Source organism: Streptomyces sp. NPDC059917, from assembly GCF_042730635.1.
Lineage (GTDB): Bacteria > Actinomycetota > Actinomycetes > Streptomycetales > Streptomycetaceae > Streptomyces.
In genome coordinates, this window is the sequence record NZ_JBHWLC010000003.1 from 82,518 (window position 1) to 101,218 (window position 18,701).

General features: G+C 75.7%; 15 protein-coding genes. 12 read left to right on the forward strand and 3 right to left on the reverse strand.

Going from position 1 to position 18,701, the window contains the following annotated elements; translation table 11 throughout:
- Positions 1-70: 70 nt before the first annotated feature.
- The 8 genes from ACFWAR_RS02610 to ACFWAR_RS02645 all read left to right on the forward strand — a co-directional run bounded on the left by ACFWAR_RS02610 (position 71) and on the right by ACFWAR_RS02645 (position 9,306).
- Positions 71-772 carry an NPP1 family protein gene (locus ACFWAR_RS02610; RefSeq protein WP_385772578.1) on the forward strand — a complete coding sequence of 234 codons (702 nt, stop codon included), beginning with the start codon at positions 71-73 and terminating at the stop codon, positions 770-772.
- A 108-nt stretch (positions 773-880) separates the two neighbouring features.
- The gene (locus ACFWAR_RS02615) at positions 881-4,759 is read left to right on the forward strand and encodes a helix-turn-helix domain-containing protein (RefSeq protein ID WP_385772444.1); all 3,879 of its coding nucleotides are present in this window, start codon (positions 881-883) and stop codon (positions 4,757-4,759) included.
- 189 nt (positions 4,760-4,948) lie between these two features.
- The gene (locus ACFWAR_RS02620; RefSeq protein ID WP_385772445.1) at positions 4,949-5,839 is read left to right on the forward strand and encodes a C40 family peptidase; all 891 of its coding nucleotides are present in this window, start codon (positions 4,949-4,951) and stop codon (positions 5,837-5,839) included.
- 44 nt (positions 5,840-5,883) lie between these two features.
- A complete protein-coding gene (locus tag ACFWAR_RS02625; RefSeq protein WP_385772446.1) occupies positions 5,884-6,267 on the forward strand; it encodes a hypothetical protein in 384 nt (127 codons plus the stop codon).
- 161 nt (positions 6,268-6,428) lie between these two features.
- Entirely contained in the window at positions 6,429-7,139 is a 711-nt protein-coding gene (locus tag ACFWAR_RS02630) for a response regulator transcription factor (RefSeq protein ID WP_385772447.1), read from the forward strand.
- On the forward strand, positions 7,136-8,635 hold the full coding sequence (locus ACFWAR_RS02635; RefSeq protein ID WP_385772448.1) for a sensor histidine kinase: 1,500 nt from the start codon (positions 7,136-7,138) through the stop codon (positions 8,633-8,635). The genes ACFWAR_RS02630 and ACFWAR_RS02635 overlap by 4 nt, the downstream gene beginning before the upstream one ends.
- Before the next feature lie 60 nt (positions 8,636-8,695).
- Positions 8,696-9,112, forward strand: coding sequence for a hypothetical protein (locus tag ACFWAR_RS02640; protein WP_385772449.1), 417 nt, complete (start codon positions 8,696-8,698; stop codon positions 9,110-9,112).
- Entirely contained in the window at positions 9,109-9,306 is a 198-nt protein-coding gene (locus tag ACFWAR_RS02645; RefSeq protein ID WP_385772450.1) for a hypothetical protein, read from the forward strand. The genes ACFWAR_RS02640 and ACFWAR_RS02645 overlap by 4 nt, the downstream gene beginning before the upstream one ends.
- Positions 9,307-9,311: 5 nt before the next feature.
- On the opposite strand, the gene ACFWAR_RS02650 is transcribed toward ACFWAR_RS02645, so the two are convergent.
- Together ACFWAR_RS02650 and ACFWAR_RS02655 are read right to left on the reverse strand one after the other, a co-directional pair.
- Positions 9,312-9,662 (reverse strand): hypothetical protein, encoded by a 351-nt coding sequence (locus ACFWAR_RS02650; protein WP_385772451.1) that lies wholly within the window; start codon positions 9,660-9,662, stop codon positions 9,312-9,314.
- Between the two features lie 129 nt (positions 9,663-9,791).
- Positions 9,792-10,301 carry a DUF664 domain-containing protein gene (locus tag ACFWAR_RS02655; RefSeq protein WP_385772452.1) on the reverse strand — a complete coding sequence of 170 codons (510 nt, stop codon included), beginning with the start codon at positions 10,299-10,301 and terminating at the stop codon, positions 9,792-9,794.
- A gap of 279 nt (positions 10,302-10,580) precedes the next feature.
- Between ACFWAR_RS02655 and ACFWAR_RS02660 the strand changes: the two genes are divergently transcribed.
- Positions 10,581-11,417 carry an undecaprenyl-diphosphate phosphatase gene (locus ACFWAR_RS02660; protein ID WP_385772453.1) on the forward strand — a complete coding sequence of 279 codons (837 nt, stop codon included), beginning with the start codon at positions 10,581-10,583 and terminating at the stop codon, positions 11,415-11,417.
- A 76-nt stretch (positions 11,418-11,493) separates the two neighbouring features.
- On the forward strand, positions 11,494-12,741 hold the full coding sequence (locus tag ACFWAR_RS02665) for a monooxygenase (RefSeq protein ID WP_385772454.1): 1,248 nt from the start codon (positions 11,494-11,496) through the stop codon (positions 12,739-12,741).
- A 114-nt stretch (positions 12,742-12,855) separates the two neighbouring features.
- Here ACFWAR_RS02665 and ACFWAR_RS02670 read toward each other — a convergent pair whose 3' ends face one another.
- On the reverse strand, positions 12,856-15,660 hold the full coding sequence (locus ACFWAR_RS02670; protein ID WP_385772455.1) for a LuxR C-terminal-related transcriptional regulator: 2,805 nt from the start codon (positions 15,658-15,660) through the stop codon (positions 12,856-12,858).
- A 159-nt stretch (positions 15,661-15,819) separates the two neighbouring features.
- Between ACFWAR_RS02670 and ACFWAR_RS02675 the strand changes: the two genes are divergently transcribed.
- A complete protein-coding gene (locus tag ACFWAR_RS02675; protein WP_385772456.1) occupies positions 15,820-16,392 on the forward strand; it encodes an exonuclease domain-containing protein in 573 nt (190 codons plus the stop codon).
- Between the two features lie 321 nt (positions 16,393-16,713).
- Positions 16,714-18,480, forward strand: a complete 1,767-nt coding sequence (locus ACFWAR_RS02680) for a putative Ig domain-containing protein (protein ID WP_385772457.1) — start codon at positions 16,714-16,716, stop codon at positions 18,478-18,480.
- Positions 18,481-18,701: the final 221 nt, after the last annotated feature.

Sequence of the window (18,701 nt, forward strand, 5' to 3'; positions counted from 1 at the left end):
GGCGCCCGGGCGCCGTCGCGGGATACGACGGTTCGTGACCACCGCCGCACTGGGCGCGGCGGCCCTCGTGATGACGCTGCCGGCCCTCGCCTCCGCCGACGTGCTGCCCTCGCTGCCGCAGAACGCGGACGGCCTGGAACAGACGTTCTCCCCGGCGTACGACTACGACCGGGACGGCTGTTACGCGACCGCGGCCATCAGCGGCGACGGGCGGCTCAACCCCGGACTGAAGCTCGGCGGGGACGTGAACGGTCACTGCCGGGACGCCGCGCAGCTGCAGAACTCCAACACGTACGCGCGCGAGAAGTGCGACAACGGCTGGTGCGCGGTCATGTACGCGAGCTACTTCGAGAAGGACCAGGCCACCCTCGGCCCGGCGGCCATCGGGCACCGGCACGACTTCGAGCACGTGGTGGTGTGGATCAAGGACAACCAGGTCCAGTACGTGTCGACTTCGCAGCACAGCGGCTGGAAGTGGTACCCCCGCTCCGCCGTCCGCTTCGACGGGACGCACCCCAAGGCCGTCTACCACAAGGACGGCGCCTCGACCCACTTCTTCCGGCTGGCCAACACCAACGACGAGCCGCCCGAGAACCACACCGGTGGCTGGTTCTACCCCCGCCTCGTCGGCTGGAACGGCTATCCGGCCGGTCTGCGGGACAAGCTGATGAACGCGGACTTCGGGTCGGCCACCATCAAGATCACCGATGGCCGCTTCGGCGACGCCCTCATCGCGGCCAAGCCCCCCATCCCGTTCAACCCCTACGGCTAGGCCGTCGAGGCGGGCGGGGAACCGCCCGCCGGACGGTCGGCCGACCCTCAAGCGGAGGAACTCCTCCCCGTTATGCGTACGTCCCTCCCCTGCGGGAAAGTACGCCCCGTGCCGACCGATGATGGGACGACCGGTGGATTCCCGGCGGAGCTGCGGCGCATGCGCCAGCTGCGCAAGATGTCGCTCTCGGCTCTTGCCCGCTCCGTCCACTACAGCAAGGGGTACCTGAGCAAGATCGAGAACGGCGGCAAGCCGCCGACCCCCGACCTCGCCCGCCGCTGCGACGAGGCGCTCGACGCCGGCGGCGAGCTGGCCCGGCTGGTCCCGGCCCAGCGTCCGGCGGCGGGCGCCGCCGCGCGCACGGACGAGGTCCGCGCGGACGAGGGCGGGCTCCCGCCGGGATCGGCCGCGGTCTGCCCCTACCGGGGGCTCGCGGCGTACGGGCCCCAGGACGCCCAGTGGTTCTTCGGCCGGGACGGGGACACGGCGGAGCTGGCGGCCCGGCTGGCCGAGCGGATCGGGCAGGGGGCGCTGGCCGTGGTGGCCCCGTCGGGGGCGGGGAAGTCCTCGCTGCTGCGGGCGGGCCTGCTGCCCGCGCTGCGGCGCGGGGTGCTGCCGGTGACGGGAGCGGGCGACTGGCCGGTGGTGCTGTGCACGCCGGGCGCGCACCCGCTGAAGGAACTGCTGCGCTGCGCGGCCGAGGTGCTGGGAGCCGCGGCCGCGGGGATCACCCCCGAGGAGTTGGCCGGGCGGCCGGAGGTGCTGCTGGAGGCGGCGGCGGCCGCGCGCGGCCGGGGCGGACTGGTGCTCGTCGTCGACCAGTTCGAGGAGGTCTTCACGCTCTGCGAGGACGACCGGGAGCGCCGCTCCTTCGTCCGGGTGCTGCACACCCTGGCCGCGGCGCCCGGGGCGGCCCGCGCGCCGCACGACCCGACCGGCGGGGCGGGCCGGGCCCCGGGGCCGGGTCCGGCGCGCGGGCCCGGCGCGGGCGGCGCGGTGGACACCGGCGCCGCCACGACCGCCGTGGTGATCGGGATCCGCGCGGACTTCTGCGGTCACTGCCTGGACCACCCCGAGCTCGTCGAGGTCTTCACGCACGGGCTGTTCGCCCTCGGACCGATGTCCGGCGCGCAGCTGCGCGAGGCGATCACCGGACCGGCCGCCCGGGCCGGGCTCAGCCTGGAGGGCGGCCTCGTCGAACTGCTGCTGCGCGACCTCGGGGACGGCTCCGCGGCCGACGCCGGATCGCTGCCGCTGCTGGCCCACGCCCTGCTCATCACCTGGCAGCAGCGCGCCGGTACGACCCTGACGGTCGCGGGGTACGAGATGACGGGCGGCATCCACGGAGCGGTCGCCCGCACCGCGGAGTCCGTCTTCGGCCTGCTCGACCCGGCCGAGCGCCGGATGACGCGCGAACTCCTCGTCCGGCTGGTCCACATCGCCGAGGGCGCGGCGCAGACGCGCCGCCCGGTGGAGCGCGGCCGCCTGCTGCGCCAGCTGCCCGAGCCCGCGGCCGGGGGCCGGGCCCTCGACGCCTTCATCGAGGCCCGGCTCGTGACGGCGGGCGGCGCGACCGTGGAGATCACCCACGAGGCGCTGCTGCACGCCTGGCCGCGGCTGCGCGAGTGGACCGAACGGGACCGGGCCTCGCTGCGGATGCGCCAGCAGCTCTCCGAGGCGGGGGCCGAGTGGGCCGCCGGGGGGCGCGATCCGAGCCTGCTCTACCGGGGGACCCGACTGGCGGGCGTACGGGAGTGGCTGGACCGGGCCGCCGACCGCTCCGGGCTGGGGCCCGAGGAGCGGGAGTTCGTCGACGCGTGCGAGGCGGAGGAGGACCGGCGCGAGCGGGCGGCGGCGCGCCAGAGCCGGGTCCGCCGGGCCATGGTGGTCACGCTGGCCGGGCTGCTCGCCGTCGCCCTGACCGCCGGGGCCCTGGCCCTACAGCAGCGGTCGCAGGCGGTGGACCAGCGGCGCACCGCGCAGTCCCAGGCGATGGCGGTGCGGGCCGGGCTGCTCGCGGCGGGACAGCCCGAGGCCTCGATGCTGCTCGCGGCGGGCGCGTACGGCACCGCGCCGACCCCGCAGGCGCGCGACGCGCTGCTGAGCACCCAGGCGCAGTACTTCGCCGGTCGGCTCCCCGGGCACGAAGGGCCGGTCAACTCCGTCGCGTTCAGCCCGGACGGCAGGCTCGTCGCCTCGGCCAGCTCGGACACCACCGTCCGTTTGTGGGACGTCGCCGCGCGCACCCCGGTGGCCACGCTGCGGGGCCACACGGGAGCGGTGACCTCGGTCGCCTTCAGCCCCGACGGGCTGCGGCTGGCGACGGCGAGCGCGGACGGGACGGTGCGGCTCTGGGACACGGGCGCGCACCGGATCACCGCGACGCTGACGGGGCACCGCGGTGCGGTGCGTTCGGTGGCCTTCGCCCCGGACGGCCGGACGCTGGCCAGCGGCGGCCTCGACCGCACCGTCCGGCTGTGGAACCTGCCCGAGGGCACCGTCCGGGCCGTGCTGGGCGGGCACGAGGACACGGTCATGGGCGTGGCCTTCAGCCCCGACGGCGCCACGGTCGCCTCGGCCGGGGCCGACCGCACCGTACGCCTGTGGAGCGTGGCCGGGGAGCGGCAGGCGGCGGTCCTCGCCGACCACACCGACCAGGTCCTCGGGGTCGCGTTCAGCCCGGACGGGCGCACGCTGGCCTCCGGCGGCGCCGACCGGACCGTCCGGCTGTGGGACCTGCCGGCGGGCACGGTGCGCGCCGTGCTCACCGGGCACGGCGACGACGTCAACGGGGTGGCCTTCACCCGCAGCGGTGACACGGTCATCAGCGCGAGCGGCGACGGCACGGTGAAGCTGTGGGACCCGGTCACCCGCAAGACGGTCACCACCCTGTCCGGCCACACCGACTACGTGCAGGCCGTCGCCGCCGGACCCGGGCAGGAGTTGGCCACGGGCGGCTTCGACCAGTCCGTGGTCCTGTGGGACCCGGGCCGCACCGCGCTGGCCGCGCGGCCGTTCACCGAGTCGTGGCAGTCGGCCTTCTCCCCCGACGGGCGGCTGCTGGCCGCCGCCGAGGCGGACGGCACCGTGCGGATCTGGGACACCGCCCGGCGCCGGCTGCTCACCACCCTGACCGGGCAGGACGGTTCCGTCTTCGCCGTCGTCTTCTCCCCCGACGGGCGGTTCATCGCCTCCGCGGGGGCCGATCGGACGGTTCGGGTGTGGGAGGCGGCGACGGGCGCGCCGTACGCGAAGCTCACCGGCCACGTCGGTTCCGTGTTCGCCCTCGCCTTCTCCCCCGACGGCCGGGAACTCGCGTCGGCGAGCGCCGACCGCACGGTCGCGCTGTGGAACGTGGCGTCCCGGCGGCGCGACGCCGTGCTCGAAGGCCACCAGGACTTCGTCAACGCCGTCGCCTTCAGCCCGGACGGCCGCACCCTCGCCACCGGCAGCGACGACCTGACGGTGCGCCTGTGGGACGCGAAGGATCCCGGGCACCCGCAGCGCGCCGTGCTGCGCGGGCACACCGGATCGGTGCGCGGGATCGCCTTCGCACCGGACGGGCGGACCCTGGCCAGCGGGGGCAACGACGGGCTGGTGCGGCTGTGGGACATCGCGCGGCGGGCGGCGGCCGGCACCCTCGCGGGCCACAACGGCTCGGTGCGGGCGGTGGCGTTCAGCCCGGACGGCGCGGTCCTGGCGAGCAGCGGCAGCGATCAGACGGTGAAGCTGTGGGACCCCGTGGGCGACCGTCAGCTGGCCACGCTGAGCGGACACACCGGCCCCGTCTGGGGAGTCGTCTTCGACCCGGTCCTCCCGGGCACGCTCGCGAGCAGCAGCAACGACGGGACCGTTCGGCTGTGGAACACGGACGTCACCCGGCGCAAGGCCGAGTTGTGCCGACTGGTGGGTGACACCGGGAGCGCGCGGTGGGCGCGGATCCTGCCGGACGAGCCCTACCAACGGGTCTGCCCGGCCCGGCGGTAGGGGGCCGCGGCCCCCGCGGGCGCGCCGACGGGGGCCGTTTCCCGGGGGTTTCCCGTTTCCCACTCCTACGGGCGACGCGTGGCTCCTCGACACAGACCCCGGCCGCGGACCAGTCTCGGAGCACCGCAGCCGGTGACCGCGTTCGGTCCCGGCACTCGCGGCAGCACCACGAAACGGGGGAACAACGGCATGCGCAGCATCCTTTCCAGAGCGAAACGGTCCGCGGTCGTCGCGGGGATCCTGGCGGTATGCGCCGTCGGGGCGATCGCTCCGCCCGCCGCGGCGGCGCCCGCCGCGCCGTCGGCGGTGTCGGCCCGCCCCACGCAGGCCGAAGCCGCCTGCGGGGTCCTGGCGACCGGGGCCTCGGCCGCGGCGGAGGCCGCGGTCCGGGCGGCCTGCACCCAGATCGGCGTCTGGTACACCTGGGGCGGCGGCCACGGGCCGCAGCCGGGCGCCACCTACGGTCAGGTCGACCCCACCGACCCGGCCAGCGAGCACGATCCCGAGCGGATCGGCTTCGACTGCTCGGGCCTGGTGCGGTACGCCTACGCCCAGGCGACCGGACAGGACCCGCTGGCGGGCAACGCCAACAGCCAGTACCACTCGCCGCGGGTCTCCGTGCGCATCCCCGCGTCGCAGGGGACCGGGGCGCTGCTCCCCGGTGACCTGCTGGCCTGGGGCGGCGACAACAGCATCCACCACATCGCCATCTACCTCGGCGCCGGAAAGATGGTCCAGGCCAAACAGTCCGGCACCCGCGTGATGGTCAGCGACCTGACGCCGGGCGGGGACTACAACGGGGCGGTGCGGATCGCCGCCGCACCGGGCCAGGGCACCAACTTCTCCACCTGGGGCACGGACGTGTGGACCCACACCGAGCCGTCCACGACGAGCCCGCGGGCCGTCAAGTTCCCCGGACCCACCCGGATCCGCGTCAGCTGCCAGAAGCACGCCCAGTGGGTGGACGCCGAGGGTTACCACAACGACGCCTGGTCGTACCTGCCCGACTACAACGCCTGGCTCACCAACATCTACATCCAGGGCCCGGCCTGGCTGGACGGCGTCCCGACCTGCAAGTGACCGGATCCACCGCACCCACAGTTCGTCATTCAGAGGAGCACGCAGTGAACGCACGCAAGAAGCTCGCCCTCCTGGCCGCGTCCGGCACCCTCGCCCTGGGCCTGGCCGCCTCGGTCGCCCCGACGGCGGTGGCCTCGGCCACCGCCAGCTCGCACGGCTGCCCGTCGGGAGCCGTGTGCATCTACCCCCAGAACGCGGGGTGGAACAACGACCACCCGGACCCCAACAACATCTTCTACAGCTACGGGGCCCACAACCTCTCCAACCAGGAGGGCCAGCACTACGTCTACAACAACCAGACCGGCGGCGCGACCGCGCGCACCTGTCTCGGTTACAACGGCGTCAACTGCGAGGGCTACCTGGGCGCCGGCTACTTCATCGACAAGAACCTCACGCCGATCAACTCGATCGTCCTCGTCCGGCCCTGACCCCGCCCCGCTCCACCCGCTGACCGCTGCCCCCGGGGGACCTCCCCCCGGGGGCAGCGGCACGCGTCCGGGCGGGCGGCCACCCCGGCCGCCCGCCGCACAGGATGCCGTGAGAGGGTTCGGGCCGGTCCCGGAGGGGGCCCGGGCGGAAGGAGGCGGGCGTGGACGCGGACGTACGGACCGGTGTGGTGTTGGTCGCGGACGACGACGCCGCCATCCGCCGTTCCCTGGAGCGGGGGCTGCGCCTGAGCGGCTTCACCGTGCTGCTCGCCGAGGACGGGAGCGCCGCCCTCGACCTGTTCGCCGAGCGGTCCCCGGACGTCCTGGTGCTGGACGTGTGCATGCCGGGCCTGACCGGCACGGAGGTCTGCCGACGGCTGCGGGAGCGGGGGGACGCGACGCCCGTCCTGATGCTCTCGGCCCTCGACGAGCTGGCGGACCGGGTCGCCGGCCTCCAGGCCGGAGCCGACGACTACCTGGTCAAACCCTTCGCGCTGGAGGAGCTGGTGCTGCGGCTGCGCGCCATCCTGCGGCGGCGACCGCAGCAGACCCCCTCGGAGGTGCTGCGCGAGGGCCCGCTGGTGATCGACCAGGCGACCCGCCAGGTGCGCCATCACGGCGTCGAGCTCCACCTCACCCGGCGGGAGTTCGAGCTGCTGGTGCAGCTGGTCCGCAACGCCCGGATCGTCCTCACCCGGGACCAGCTGCTGGACCGGGTCTGGGGCTACGACTTCGAGGTGCGCACGGACGCCGTCGACACCTTCGTCAGCTATCTGCGCCGCAAGCTGGAGGAGGGCGGGCGCCCGCGCCTGATCCACACGGTCCGCGGCGTCGGCTTCGTGCTGCGCGTGCCCGGGGAGGAGGGCCCGTGAAGCTGGCCACCCGGATCGCGCTCTCGGTGACCGTGGTCGTGCCGTTGCTGGTGCTCGGCGCGGGCCTGCTGGTCCTGGGGCTGGTCAGCCGGGACCTGCACCGCCAGCAGGACACCCGGCTCCAGGACCTGGCCGCCGCCGCGCTGCCCGACGTACGGACCCTGCTCGCGGCCGACCTGCGCGGGCGGCCCAAAGTGGAGCAGAACCAGCACCGCAAGGTGCTCGACGCCGTCCTCGACGCCGGGATCCTGGTGCGCTCCGCGGACGGCGCCGACGTCCTGGAGGGCGGCCCGCGGCCCGCGGACCCGGCCCGGCTGCCCGAGCCGGGAACGGGCGGGCCCGTCACCGTACGGGCCAAGGGCCACGCCTGGCGGGTGCTGACCGTCGCGGTGGCCGGACCGGCGCCGGGGACGTTGTGGCTGTTCACCCCCGCCTCGGCCGCCGACCCGCAGCTGACGGCGGTCCGCGGGCGGGTCCTGCTGGTCGCCCTGCTCTCGGCCCCGGTCTCCGGCCTGCTCGCCCGCGCCCTCGCCGGGCGCGCGACCGCCTCGGTGCGGCGGCTGAGCCGACGCGCGGCGGCGCTGGACCCGGGAGCCGGTGCGGCCGCCTTCGCCACCGCTCCCGTCCACATCGCCGAGGTGGACGAACTGTCCGCAGCCATCGGGCAGTTGCTCGCCCGCTACGAGGAGCAGGCGGCGCGGACGGCGCAGGCGCTGGACACCGCCCGGTCGTTCTCCTCGGCCGCCTCGCACGAACTGCGCACCCCGCTGATGAGCATGCGGACCGACCTGGACGTGCTCGCCGCGCACCCCGACCTCTCCCCCGCCGAACGGGCCGAAGTCGTCAAGGACCTGCAGGGCGATCACGCCCGGCTGCTCGAACTGCTCACCGCCCTCCAGATGCTCGCCCGGGGCGATCTGGTGGAGGCGTCGGCCTTCGGCCCGCTGGACCTCGCCGAGCTGGTGGACACGGCGGTCGCCGAGGTCGCCCGGCGTCATCCGCGGGCCCGCACGAGCACCGATCTCCCCGCCGAGCTGCGGGTCTTCGGCTGGGACGCCGGGCTGATGATCCTGCTGACCAACCTGTTGGGCAACGCGGTGGTCCACGGTCACCGGCCGGACCGGGCGCCGGTGGTCCGCGTACGGCTGCGCGCGCGGGGCCCGTACGCCGTGCTCACCGTGGACGACGAGGGCCCCGGGATCCCGCCGCAGGACCACGACAGCGTCTTCCGGCGCTTCCACCACCGGCCCGGCAGTCCCGGGTCGGGACTCGGGCTGACCCTGGTGGCCCAGCAGGCGGCGCTGCACGGCGCCACGGTCACGATCGGGACCCCGGAGGGCGGGGCGGGCGCCCGGATCGAGGTGCGGCTGCCGCTGGCCGCCGCCGACGGCGGGGCCCTCCCGGCGCTGCCCGCGCGGCGCGACTGGATCTCCCGGGGCGACGCCCCGGCGGCGGGCCCGGCCGACTCACAAAGAAACCACAAGGACGGTCCCTAGCGTCGGGCGCGGCCGGCCCGTCCGGGTGCCGGCCCGTCCGCACTTGAGGAGATCACGACCATGCCCGCGAACCGCACGACCGTCGCCGCGATCGGCGCCCTCGCCCTGGCCGGAGCCCTGCTCGCCGTCGCTCCCGCGCAGGCCGACTCGTCGCCCTCGGGCTCGGGCAAGGACGGCAAGGGCGTCAAGTCCGCGCCGAAGGGGGACGGATCCAAGGAGATCTGCAAGCGCCTGCCGAAGACCAGGGCCCGGGTCGACGCCGCGATCACCCGCCTCGGCGGCGACGCGACCGTGGCCGGGTCGGTCACGCGCCTGGAGCAGCGCGTCGCCAACGCCAAGACCGCCGGCCACACCGAGGTCTACACCTACCTGGGCGACCGCCTCACCGCGCGCAAGGCCCTGCTGCCCACGCTGCAGAAGCGACAGGGCGACCTGAAGGCCGTGAGCACCTGGTGCGCGGCGCAGGGCGCCAAGTGAGCGTGGCGCGCCGCGCCGCCGTCGCACTCGCCGTCCTGGCCACCGGGGCGGCGCTGCTGGTCACCGGATGTTCGCCGGCGGACCGGTCCGCCGGCGCGGGCGACGACGCCCAGCGGGCGCGGATGCAGCAGCAGCTCGACGACGCCGACAGGGCGGCGGACGACGCCGACGCGGACACCGGCCGCGGCGACTGACGCGCTCAGCCAGCGGGCACGGCGGCGGGGGCCGCGTCGAGTTCCCACGCGTGCCGCTTGAACTCCCGCACGAAGTCGGGGTGGTCCTCCCACTGGCGGGCCACCCCGCGCAGGACGTCCCAGTGCTGCTCGACCGCCTGGTCGATGACCCGGCGCACCGCCGGTTCGGCGGTCGGGCGCTTCTCCAGGAGCCCCTTGACCGCGGACGCCTCCAGCACCGCGTTGCGCAGCGCGCGCAGCGCCCGCGAGGTGTCGTCCATCCCGAATCCGTTCTCGCTGCCGGTCTCCTCGGCGAACAGCGGGGTCAGGCGCTCCTCGATGAACGCGGTGATCCGCTCGAAGTGCCGTACATCCATCGGGAACTCCCTCTCCTGTCGCGCGGGGCGACGAAACGTGTGTCTGAGCGCAGTTCTATCAGCGCGCCCCGGGCCCGTCCCACCGCGGGTCGGACCGTACGCGCCGCCCGCCCCGGCCGCCGCGCCCGGTCACCGGCGGCGCAGGGCGCCCCGGACGAAGGCCGCCTGTCCGGCGTGCTGGAGGTCGTCGGCCAGGACGCTGACCAGGCGGGCTCCGAGGGTGACCGGCGGATCCCAGCGCTCGTCGACGACCCGGTCCAGGTCGGTGGCGGCGAGGCCGTGCAGGAAGGCGACGGTCCGCTCGTGCACGGCGTCGAAGTACCCCAGCAGCAGCGCGTCCGAGTCGACCCGGACGGAGCCGACCTGGCGGGCGGTGTGACCGTACCCGGTCTCCTCGACGGGCAGCGGCAGGTCGAACCGTGCGGCCCAGCCCTGCGCGGTCCACACCTGCTCCCGCTCCGCGACCTCGGCCACGTGGTCGTCCTGGACCCGCGTCAGGTGCCACACGAGCCAGGCGATCGAGTTGGCCGTCGGGTCGAGGCGGGCGCCGAGTTCGTCGGCCGAGAGGCCCTCGACGCTCTCGTGCACCACCTCCCGGATGCGCCCGAACGCGTCGGCCAGTACGTCGGTGGCCTTCATGGGTCCTCCTCGTCCGTGCTGTCCGGCGCCGCCGGTCCGGCGGTCGCCGCCCGGCCACCATGCCCGGCCCGCCGCCCGCGGGGGCGCGAGCGACACGCGGTGGGACCGTCTCCGGGACGGGTGCGCGCGGGTCGGTCGCCGGGGCGGGGGCGCGCGGCGGCGGGGTCCGGGTCAGGCACCATCTATGCCGACGGGGACGGCCACCGGGACGGCCCGTACCGCACCTGCGGCGGCCGCCCGGGCCGACGCCACTTCGACGACACCGCGAAGGTGATGCACGTGAGCGCGATCAGCATCGGTCAGGCCGTGATTCTGGGCGTGGTCGAGGGGGTGACGGAATTCCTGCCGGTCTCCTCGACCGGCCATCTGAAGATCACCGAGGGGTTGATGGGGATCCCCGTCGACGACAAGAGCGTGGTCGCGTTCACGGCCGTGATCCAGGTGGGGGCCATCGCGGCGGTCCTCGTGTACTTCTTCAAGGACATCGTGCGGATCGTCTCCGCGTGGGGACGGGGCCTGCGCGACCCGGAGGAGCGCTACCACCACGACTACAAGTTCGCCTGGTGGGTCATCTACGCCACGATCCCCATCGTCGTCGTCGGACTGGCCGCCAAGCCCCTGATCGAAGGACCGCTCGCCTCGCTGTGGGTGGTGGCCGGCTCCCTGATCGTCGGCAGCGGCCTGATGTGGGCCGCCGACCGGATGGGACGGCACAAGCGCGGCGAGGACGACACCTCGCTGAGGGACGCGATGCTCGTGGGGTCCTCGCAGATCCTCGCGCTGCTCTTCCCCGGCTTCTCGCGCTCGGGCGCCACCATGTCCACCGGGCTCATCCTGGACCTCGAACGGGTCGCCGCCACCCGCCTGTCCTTCTTCCTCGGCATCCCCGCCCTGACCGGCGCCGGACTGTACGAGCTCAAGGACGCGGTCGGCGCCGGGGTGGGCGCCGTGCCGCTGCTCGTGGGGACGCTGGTGTCCTTCGTGGTCGCCTACGCCTCGATCGCCTGGCTGCTGCGGTTCGTCGCCAAGCACTCCTTCAACGCCTTCGTGGCCTACCGGATCGCCGTCGGCGTCCTGCTCTTCGGCCTGCTGGGAACGGGCATCCTGCAGGCCTGAGGCGGCCGTCGCGCGTGCGTCCGCCCTCCGGTGGGCAGGGTCAGCCCGGCGGACGTACCTCCTGGAGGGAGCGGACATGCGAGGTGGCGGTTCGGTCGCGGTGATCGGCGGGAGCATCGCGGGCTGTGCCTTCGCCGCGGCGGCCGTGCGGGCCGGGGCGCGCGAGGTGGTGGTGCTGGAGCGGACCCTGGGGCGGCTCCAGGACCGGGGGCTCGGGCTCTGCGTCCACGACGAACGGGCCGCCGAGCTGTCGGCCACCGGCGCGCTCCCCGCCGAGATCCCCGCGCACCGGCTGGTGCGGCGCCGGTGGGTGGTCCGGGACGGGGCCGACGCGGGCGGGCGGGTGATCTGGGAGCAGCCGTTCCCCTTCCACTCCTACCACTGGGGTCTGCTGTGGCGCGGGCTGCGCGACGGGATGCCCGCCTCCGTGGCCTACCGCCAGGGGGAGGCGGTCACGGCGGTGGTCCGCTCCGGCGACCGGGCCGAGGTCCGCCTGGACTCCGGCGCGGTCGAGCGCTACGACCTGGCCGTCGGCGCCGACGGCTACCGCTCGGTCGTGCGCCGGACCGTCTGCCCCGCATCACGCCCCCGTTACGCGGGATACGTCTGCTGGCGCGGGAACCTCGACGCGCGCGGGGCCGCCGCCCTCGACCCCTCGGCCGGGGGGTGGGACGACGCGGTCACCACCGTCTGCTTCCCCGGCGGGAGTTGCGTGGTCTACCGCATCCCGGGGCCGGACGGCCCCCGGGTGAACTGGGTCCTCTACGCCGCCCCGCCGCGCGGCGCGCTGCGCCTGGACGATCCGGCGAGCGATCCGACGAGCTTCCCGGCGGGCCGACTCGGCCCGGAAATGGCCGTCCACCTGGCCGCGCTGCTGGCGCGGGAGTTCCCGCCGTACTGGGCCGCCGTGCTCTCCCTGACGAAGCCGCAGGACACCTTCGTACAGCCCATCTACGACCTGGAGACCCCGCGGACCACGTCGGGGCGCCTGCTGCTGGGCGGTGACGCCGCCACCGTGGTGCGGCCGCACAACACCAGCGGGGCCGCGAAGGCCCTCCAGGACGCGAGTGCCTTCGAGAGCGCCTGGCGCGGGGCCGGTTCCTGGGAGGGGCTGTCGCAGGGCTACGAGGAGGCCCGCGGCCCGGCGGGGCGGGAGCTGGTCGCACTGGCCCGGCGGCTCGGCCGGGCCCAGGTGGAGCGCACGCCCGCGTGGGCCGAGATGGACGAGCGCGACGTGGAGTCGTGGTGGCGGGAGCAGCTCGGCGGGGCCCCGGGGATCGGCGGACAGTCGATGGAGCCCACCGGGGGCAACTCCTTCGAGTGAAAGATCCGCCCCGCTCCATCCGACGGGACGGCCGGGCGCGAAGGGGGGGTGCGCGGGTGACGGTTGTCGGCACCGCCACCCGCGCTCCCGACCGCCGCCGCCGGGGCCCGTGGGTCAGGGGCGGTCGGCCAGGGCGGCGGCGAGCTGGGTGCGCGAGCGGACGCCGAGCTTGCGGTAGATCCGGCTGAGCATGCCCTCGACCGTCTTGACGGAGAGGAAGAGGTACCGGGCCGCGTCCTGGTTGGACGCGCCGCGCCGCACGAGGTCCGCGAGGCGCGCCTCCGACTCGGTCAGATCGGCGCGGCCGGAGCCGGACCCCGTGTGCGGGGCGGCCGCCGCGCGGTCGAGGAGTTCCCGGGTGATCTCCTGCCAGGGGCGGGCGCCGGTCTCCTCGAAGACGTCGAGGGCCGCCTCCCAGGCGCTGCGGGCGGCCGCCTGTCGGCGTCGGGCGCGCTCGACCCGGCCCAGGGCGACCAGGGTGCGGGCCCGTTCGAGCGGCTGGTCCAGCCGCTCGAACCCGGCGGCGGCGCGGCGCAGGCAGTCGGTGGCCTCGTCACCGGCGGCGGCCGGGGCGGCGCCCGTACGACCGGGGGCACCGGCCAGGAGCACCCCGTGGGCCCGGGTCAGGGCGGCGCCCGTCCCGCAGTCCGCGCCCGGCGCGCCCAGCGCGGCCCGGGTCCGGTCGAGCAACTGCCGCGCGCGGGGCAGCCGACCGGCGCGGGTGAAGGCCTCGATCGCGTCCGGCTGCCACCGGAAGGTGCTGGGCTCCGCCGGCGGTCCGCTCTCCTCCGCTTCGGCGAGGGCGAGGAAGGTCGCCGCGGCGCGCGTGATCTCCCCGGTGTGCAGGTGCACCGCGCCCGTGATCCACAGGTTGCGCGCGACGTACAGCCCGTCCCCCTCCTCCCGGGAGGCCCGGGCCCCGCAGGCGGCGGAGCGCAGCGCGGCCGCGAACGAACCGGCGGCGCTCTGCGTCAGGGCGGCGGTGTACCAGGCCGGTCCCATCGACAGCGCCGCGGTGGTGGACAGTCGCACCGCCCGGTCGGCCCAGGCGAGGGCGGGGCCGCAGGCGCCGAGGCGGGTGTCGACCTCGGCGAGGCTGCGCCAGACGTCGACAAGGTCCTCGGCGTCCCCCTCGTGCTCCGCGAGCGCGAGGAGCGCGGTCAACCGGCTGCGCGCCTCGTGCAGCCGGTCGTCGAAGACGGCGTGCCGGGCGGCGAGGTACTGGGCACTGTTGCGGATGCCCGACTGCTGGGCGGGGACCCCGAGGGCCAGGGCCCGGGCCAGGGTGTCGGGGGCGTCGGCCGTACCGAGGACGCGCTCCATGCGGGCCCGCATCGTCAAGGCGGCCGCCTCCAGGGGGCGGTGGCCGCCGCGGCGGGCCAGTTCGGCGGCGCGCGCGGCGGCGCGCAGGGCCCGTTCCGGGGCCCCGTGCGCGATGTTGGCGACGATGGCCGCCCTGATCTCCACGGCCGCCAGCAGCTCCGGGTGGCCCGCGGCCAGCTCCCGGCAGCGGGCCAGCAGCGGCTCCACGCCGGTCAGCGCCTGGCCGTGCGCGTCGACGAGCGCGAGCAGCGCGGTGACCTGGTGGACCGGCTCGGCCCGGGCGGCGATGACGGCGTCGGCCGCCTGCCGGGCGAGGTCCGTGGCTCCCGCGGCCGCGGCTTCCCGCGCCGAGGCGGTGAGTCTGCGGGTCCGCGGAGCGGGCCGGTCCACCGGGGTGATCTCGGCGGCGAGCAGGAAGAGTTCGGCGGCCAGTGCCCGCTCCCCCGCGTCGCGCGCGACGGTCGCGGCGAGTTCGGTGTCCTCGGCGAGGCCCTGGTCGGGGCGGTCCTGGGCCAGGGCGCGGTGCCGGGCCTCGTGCACCGGGTCGTCCACGGCCAGCGCGAGGGTCCGGTGCGCGCGGGAGCGCCCGCGCCGGTCCTGCGCGCGGGCGGCGGCCCGGGCGAGCGCGGTGGCGGTGAAGTGGACGCCGTCCCCGGGGCCGGTGCGCAGCACCCCGGCCTCGACGGCCTGCGCGAGGTGTTCTTCGGCGTCGGGGCAGCCGGCGCGGAGCAGCAGGGACGCGGAGGGACGTACGGTCAGCGCGGCCAGCATGAGGGTCCGGCGGGCCCTCGGGTCGAGGGTCTCTCGCAGCCAGGCCGCCGCGGCGGCGACCGCCTGCGGCGCCAGGGGCGGGCAGTGCCCGGGCGCCGACGGGAGCCGGGCGAGGGCGTGGCAGGTCAGGGCGGTCAGCAACCGGTGGCCTCCGCAGTGCCGTTGCAGCGCCGCGGCCCACCGGGTGGGCAGACCGTGCGCGGTGAGCAGGGCGGCGCTCTCCTCGGCGTCCAGCGGGGCGAGGTCCACCTGGGGCGGATGTCCGCCGAGCAGGTCGGTGGCGGCCTGCGCCCGGCCCTGGGTGCGTTCGGTCACGACGGCCCGCAGGCGGGGCGCGGGCAGGGTCCGCAGGACGTAGCCGAGGGCGGCGGCGCTGTCGGGGTCGAGCCATTGGGCTCCGTCCACGGCGAGCAGGTGGTCGCGGCTGCCGAGCAGGTCGGTCAGCGCGAGCCGGAGGGGGAGGCGGTCCCCGTCCGTCAGGGGTCGCTCGTCCGGCCCGCGGTGCAGGAGCCGGTCGACCAGCCGGGCCTGCTGGGGAGCCAGGCTCGCGAGTTCGGACGCCGGGCGGGAGGAGAGCAACTGCGCGAGCGCGCCGAAGGACTGGTCCTGGTCGCCGCGCGCGGTGGTGATCCGCAGCGCGCTCCGGTCGGCGGACCCGGGCAGCGCGCGCAGGACCCCGTCGAGGACGGTGGTCCGGCCCGCCCCCCAGGCCCCCGCGACCGCTACCCGGCCGCCGCGCCCGAGCTCCCGCAGGACCCGCTCCACGTCCCCGGCACCCGGCGGACCGGAGCCCGCCCCCGCCTCCGCGTCCACGTCTGCGCCCACGTCGAACCTCCCGACAGCGCACGGTAGGCCGCCCCCGCCCCCGCCACAACGCCCCCGACCGGGCCGCCCGCGATCAAGGGTTTCCCCTGGTGCCCCGACCGGTGCCCCGACGGACAAAACCAGGTGCCCCGGCCGCCTCCCCTGCCTACCCTTCCCCTCATGGGGAGCACCGGGGCGGAGCGCCTCTTGAACGTCGTGGACGTCGAGGCCACTTGTTGGGCCGGCGGCACACCGCCCGGCGCGGTCAGCGAGATCATCGAGATCGGGCTGACCGTCGTCGACCTGGCCGCCGGGGAGCGGCTCGCCCGGCATCGGATCCTGGTGCGGCCCGTCCGGTCCCGGGTCAGCGCGTTCTGCACCGAGTTGACCGGTCTCACCCAGGACGAGGTCGACGCGGGGCTCGGCTTCGCCGAGGCATGTCGACTGCTCGCGAAGGAGCACCGCGCGGGGGTCCGCCCGTGGGCGAGTTGGGGCGATTACGACCGCCACCAGTTCACCCGGCAGTGCGCGGCCACCCGGACGCCCTATCCCTTCGGCCGGCACCACACCAACGCCAAGGCGGCCTTCACCGGGGCACACGCCCTGCGCAAACGCCCCGGTATGGCGCGGGCCCTGGAGATCGCCGGGCTGCCGCTGGAAGGCCGCCACCACCGGGGCGAGGACGACGCCTGGAACATCGCCGCGCTCGTCCTCCACCTGTCCGAGCGGGGTGGCCTGCCCGACCCGTGCTGAGCGCACCGGGTCGAAGGCGGCGTGCGCCTCGTCCTTGAACCGCGCGTGCGGGACGGTGCGTCGAAGGCCGCCTGGGCGGCCCGGCCGATCTCGGCCGCCCCGCCATCGGACACCCGGGCGCGCAGGGGCCCTTGGCCCGCAGTCCACGGGCCGGGGCGGCTCCGGCCCCCTCGGGACCGCAAGGGATTCCTCCGATGCCCGCAACGAACCTTCCGGCGGATGGTGTTGACCGTCCCCAGGTCTCGGCTCCGCGGCTCCCCCCGCGGGTCCGGCCTCCGTGCCGGGCGATCGCACCGGCACGCCCCCCACGAAGGGATCGTCATGCGCACTCTGCCCACCGGGCCCCTGCGGGCCGCCGTCACGACGGCCGTCGCGGCCGTCGTCCTCGGCGGACTGGGGGTCCTGCCCGCCGGCGCGAGCCCCGCCGATCGGACCGCACCCGAACCCTCTCCCGCCGCCTCCGTATCGCCCCTGGTGCTGCGGTCGATGCAGCGCGACCTCCACCTCTCCGCCGACGAGGTGCGCGCCCGCGTCTCGGACGAGGCCGCCGCCGCGCGGGCCGCCACGCTGGTGCGGGGACGGGTCGGCGACCGGGTCGCCGGGCTGTGGTTCGACCCGGCCACGGGGCTGCTGAACGCCGCCGTCACCGACGCCGCGGACGCGGCGACCGTGCGCGCGGCCGGAGCCGTGGCCCGGCAGGTGCGCTACGGGCGCGCCGAACTGGACGCCGCCGCCCGCGCGGTGACCCGTACCGTGGGCTCCGGCGTGCCGGGCGTGCTCTCCTGGGGCCCGGACGCGCGGGACAACCGCATCACCGTCACCGTGGACCGGTCGGCGGGCGATGCCTCCACCGCCGCCTTCCTGACCCGGGTGGCCGCCCTGGGGCCGATCGTCCGGATCGCCGAGAGCGCCGAGCACCCGCGTCAGCAGGCGGACGTCGTCGGCGGCGAGAAGTGGGTCCCCGGTACGGAGAGCCCCTGCTCCATCGGCTTCCCCGTGACCCGCACCAGCGGCGGCGCCAAGGCCTTCCTGACCGCGGGTCACTGCACCAACGACGCCGACCAGGCCGCGTACGGCAAGGACGGCACCCGGGTCGGCACGTCCAATCGGAACGGCACGGGCAGCGTCAACGCCCGTGAGGGGGACATGGGGATCGTCGACGTGGACCAGCCCGGCTGGAACGTGGTCCCCACCGTGTCGGGGTACGGGCAGGGCGACGTGACCCTCACGGGCTCCGCGGACGCCGTGGTCGGGACCGCGATATGCCGCTCCGGCCAGACCACCGGGATGCGGTGCGGCGAGGTCACCAAGGTCGACCAGAGCGTCGACTACGGCAACGTGGTCATCGACGGCCTGTCCTACTCCAGCGCCTGTTCCGCCGGTGGCGATTCGGGCGGCTCCTACGTCACCGCGAGCGGCGGCAAGGCGGTCGGCCTGCATTCCGGTGGCGGCAGCGCCACCTGCACCTCGGGCTCCGGCGAGAAGTTCACCATCTTCCAGCCCGTGAACGAGGCCCTGAGCCGCTTCGGCGCGAGCCTGGTCACCTCCACCCCGCAGCCCGGCGGCGTGACCGTGGCCGCCGTGTCCGCGCAGTCCGGGGCCGTCGGCGCCGCGGTCGAGTTGCGCAACGCCGCGGAGGGCGGCACCGCGCCCTACACCTGGACCGCCTCCGGCCTGCCCGGCGGCCTGGCCATCGCCGCCAGCACCGGGACCGTCACCGGCACCCCGACCGCCGCGGGTTCCTTCCAGGTCACGGTGACCGCCACCGACCGCGCGGGCAAGGCCGGTTCCGCCTCCTTCACCTGGACGATCACCCCGGCGAACGGCACCGGTCCGGTGCTGCGGAACCCGGGCAACCAGGTCGCCTACATCGGCAAGCAGGTCAGCCTCGCCCTCCAGGCCACCGGCGGGAGCGCGCCGTACGCCTTCAAGGCGACCGGCCTGCCCGCGGGGCTGCGCGTCAACCCCTCGACCGGCCTCATCACCGGCGCCCCGACCACCTGGGGCTTCGGCAGCAGCACCGTGACAGTGACCGACGCCACGGGCAGGTCGTCCTCGGCGACCGTCACCTGGAACGTCTACTTCTAGGCCGCGCCCGACGCTGGGCGTGCCGTCTGACGTGGGACGTTGACGACAGGCCCGGCTGAGGGAACCAGATATTCCGCTTTTCTGGAGTACGGTCGAGGGGGCGGGCGGCGCGGGGGGCCCCGGCCCGCCCCCCCCCCGGCTCGGCATCGCCGTCCCCGGCGATCTCTCCGTGGTCGGCTACGACGACCAGGAGCACATGGCCGCCTTCCTCACCCCGGCGC

What these genes read in the sequence shown, in the direction of transcription:
- ACFWAR_RS02610 (WP_385772578.1), top strand. Translation starts at nt 71, where the DNA reads ATGACGCTGCCGGCCCTCGCCTCCGCCGACGTGCTGCCCTCGCTGCCG.
- ACFWAR_RS02620 (WP_385772445.1), top strand. Translation starts at nt 4,949, where the DNA reads ATGCGCAGCATCCTTTCCAGAGCGAAACGGTCCGCGGTCGTCGCGGGG.
- ACFWAR_RS02640 (WP_385772449.1), top strand. Translation starts at nt 8,696, where the DNA reads ATGCCCGCGAACCGCACGACCGTCGCCGCGATCGGCGCCCTCGCCCTG.
- ACFWAR_RS02650 (WP_385772451.1), bottom strand. Translation starts at nt 9,662, where the DNA reads ATGGATGTACGGCACTTCGAGCGGATCACCGCGTTCATCGAGGAGCGC.
- ACFWAR_RS02655 (WP_385772452.1), bottom strand. Translation starts at nt 10,301, where the DNA reads ATGAAGGCCACCGACGTACTGGCCGACGCGTTCGGGCGCATCCGGGAG.
- ACFWAR_RS02665 (WP_385772454.1), top strand. Translation starts at nt 11,494, where the DNA reads ATGCGAGGTGGCGGTTCGGTCGCGGTGATCGGCGGGAGCATCGCGGGC.
- ACFWAR_RS02675 (WP_385772456.1), top strand. Translation starts at nt 15,820, where the DNA reads ATGGGGAGCACCGGGGCGGAGCGCCTCTTGAACGTCGTGGACGTCGAG.
- ACFWAR_RS02680 (WP_385772457.1), top strand. Translation starts at nt 16,714, where the DNA reads ATGCGCACTCTGCCCACCGGGCCCCTGCGGGCCGCCGTCACGACGGCC.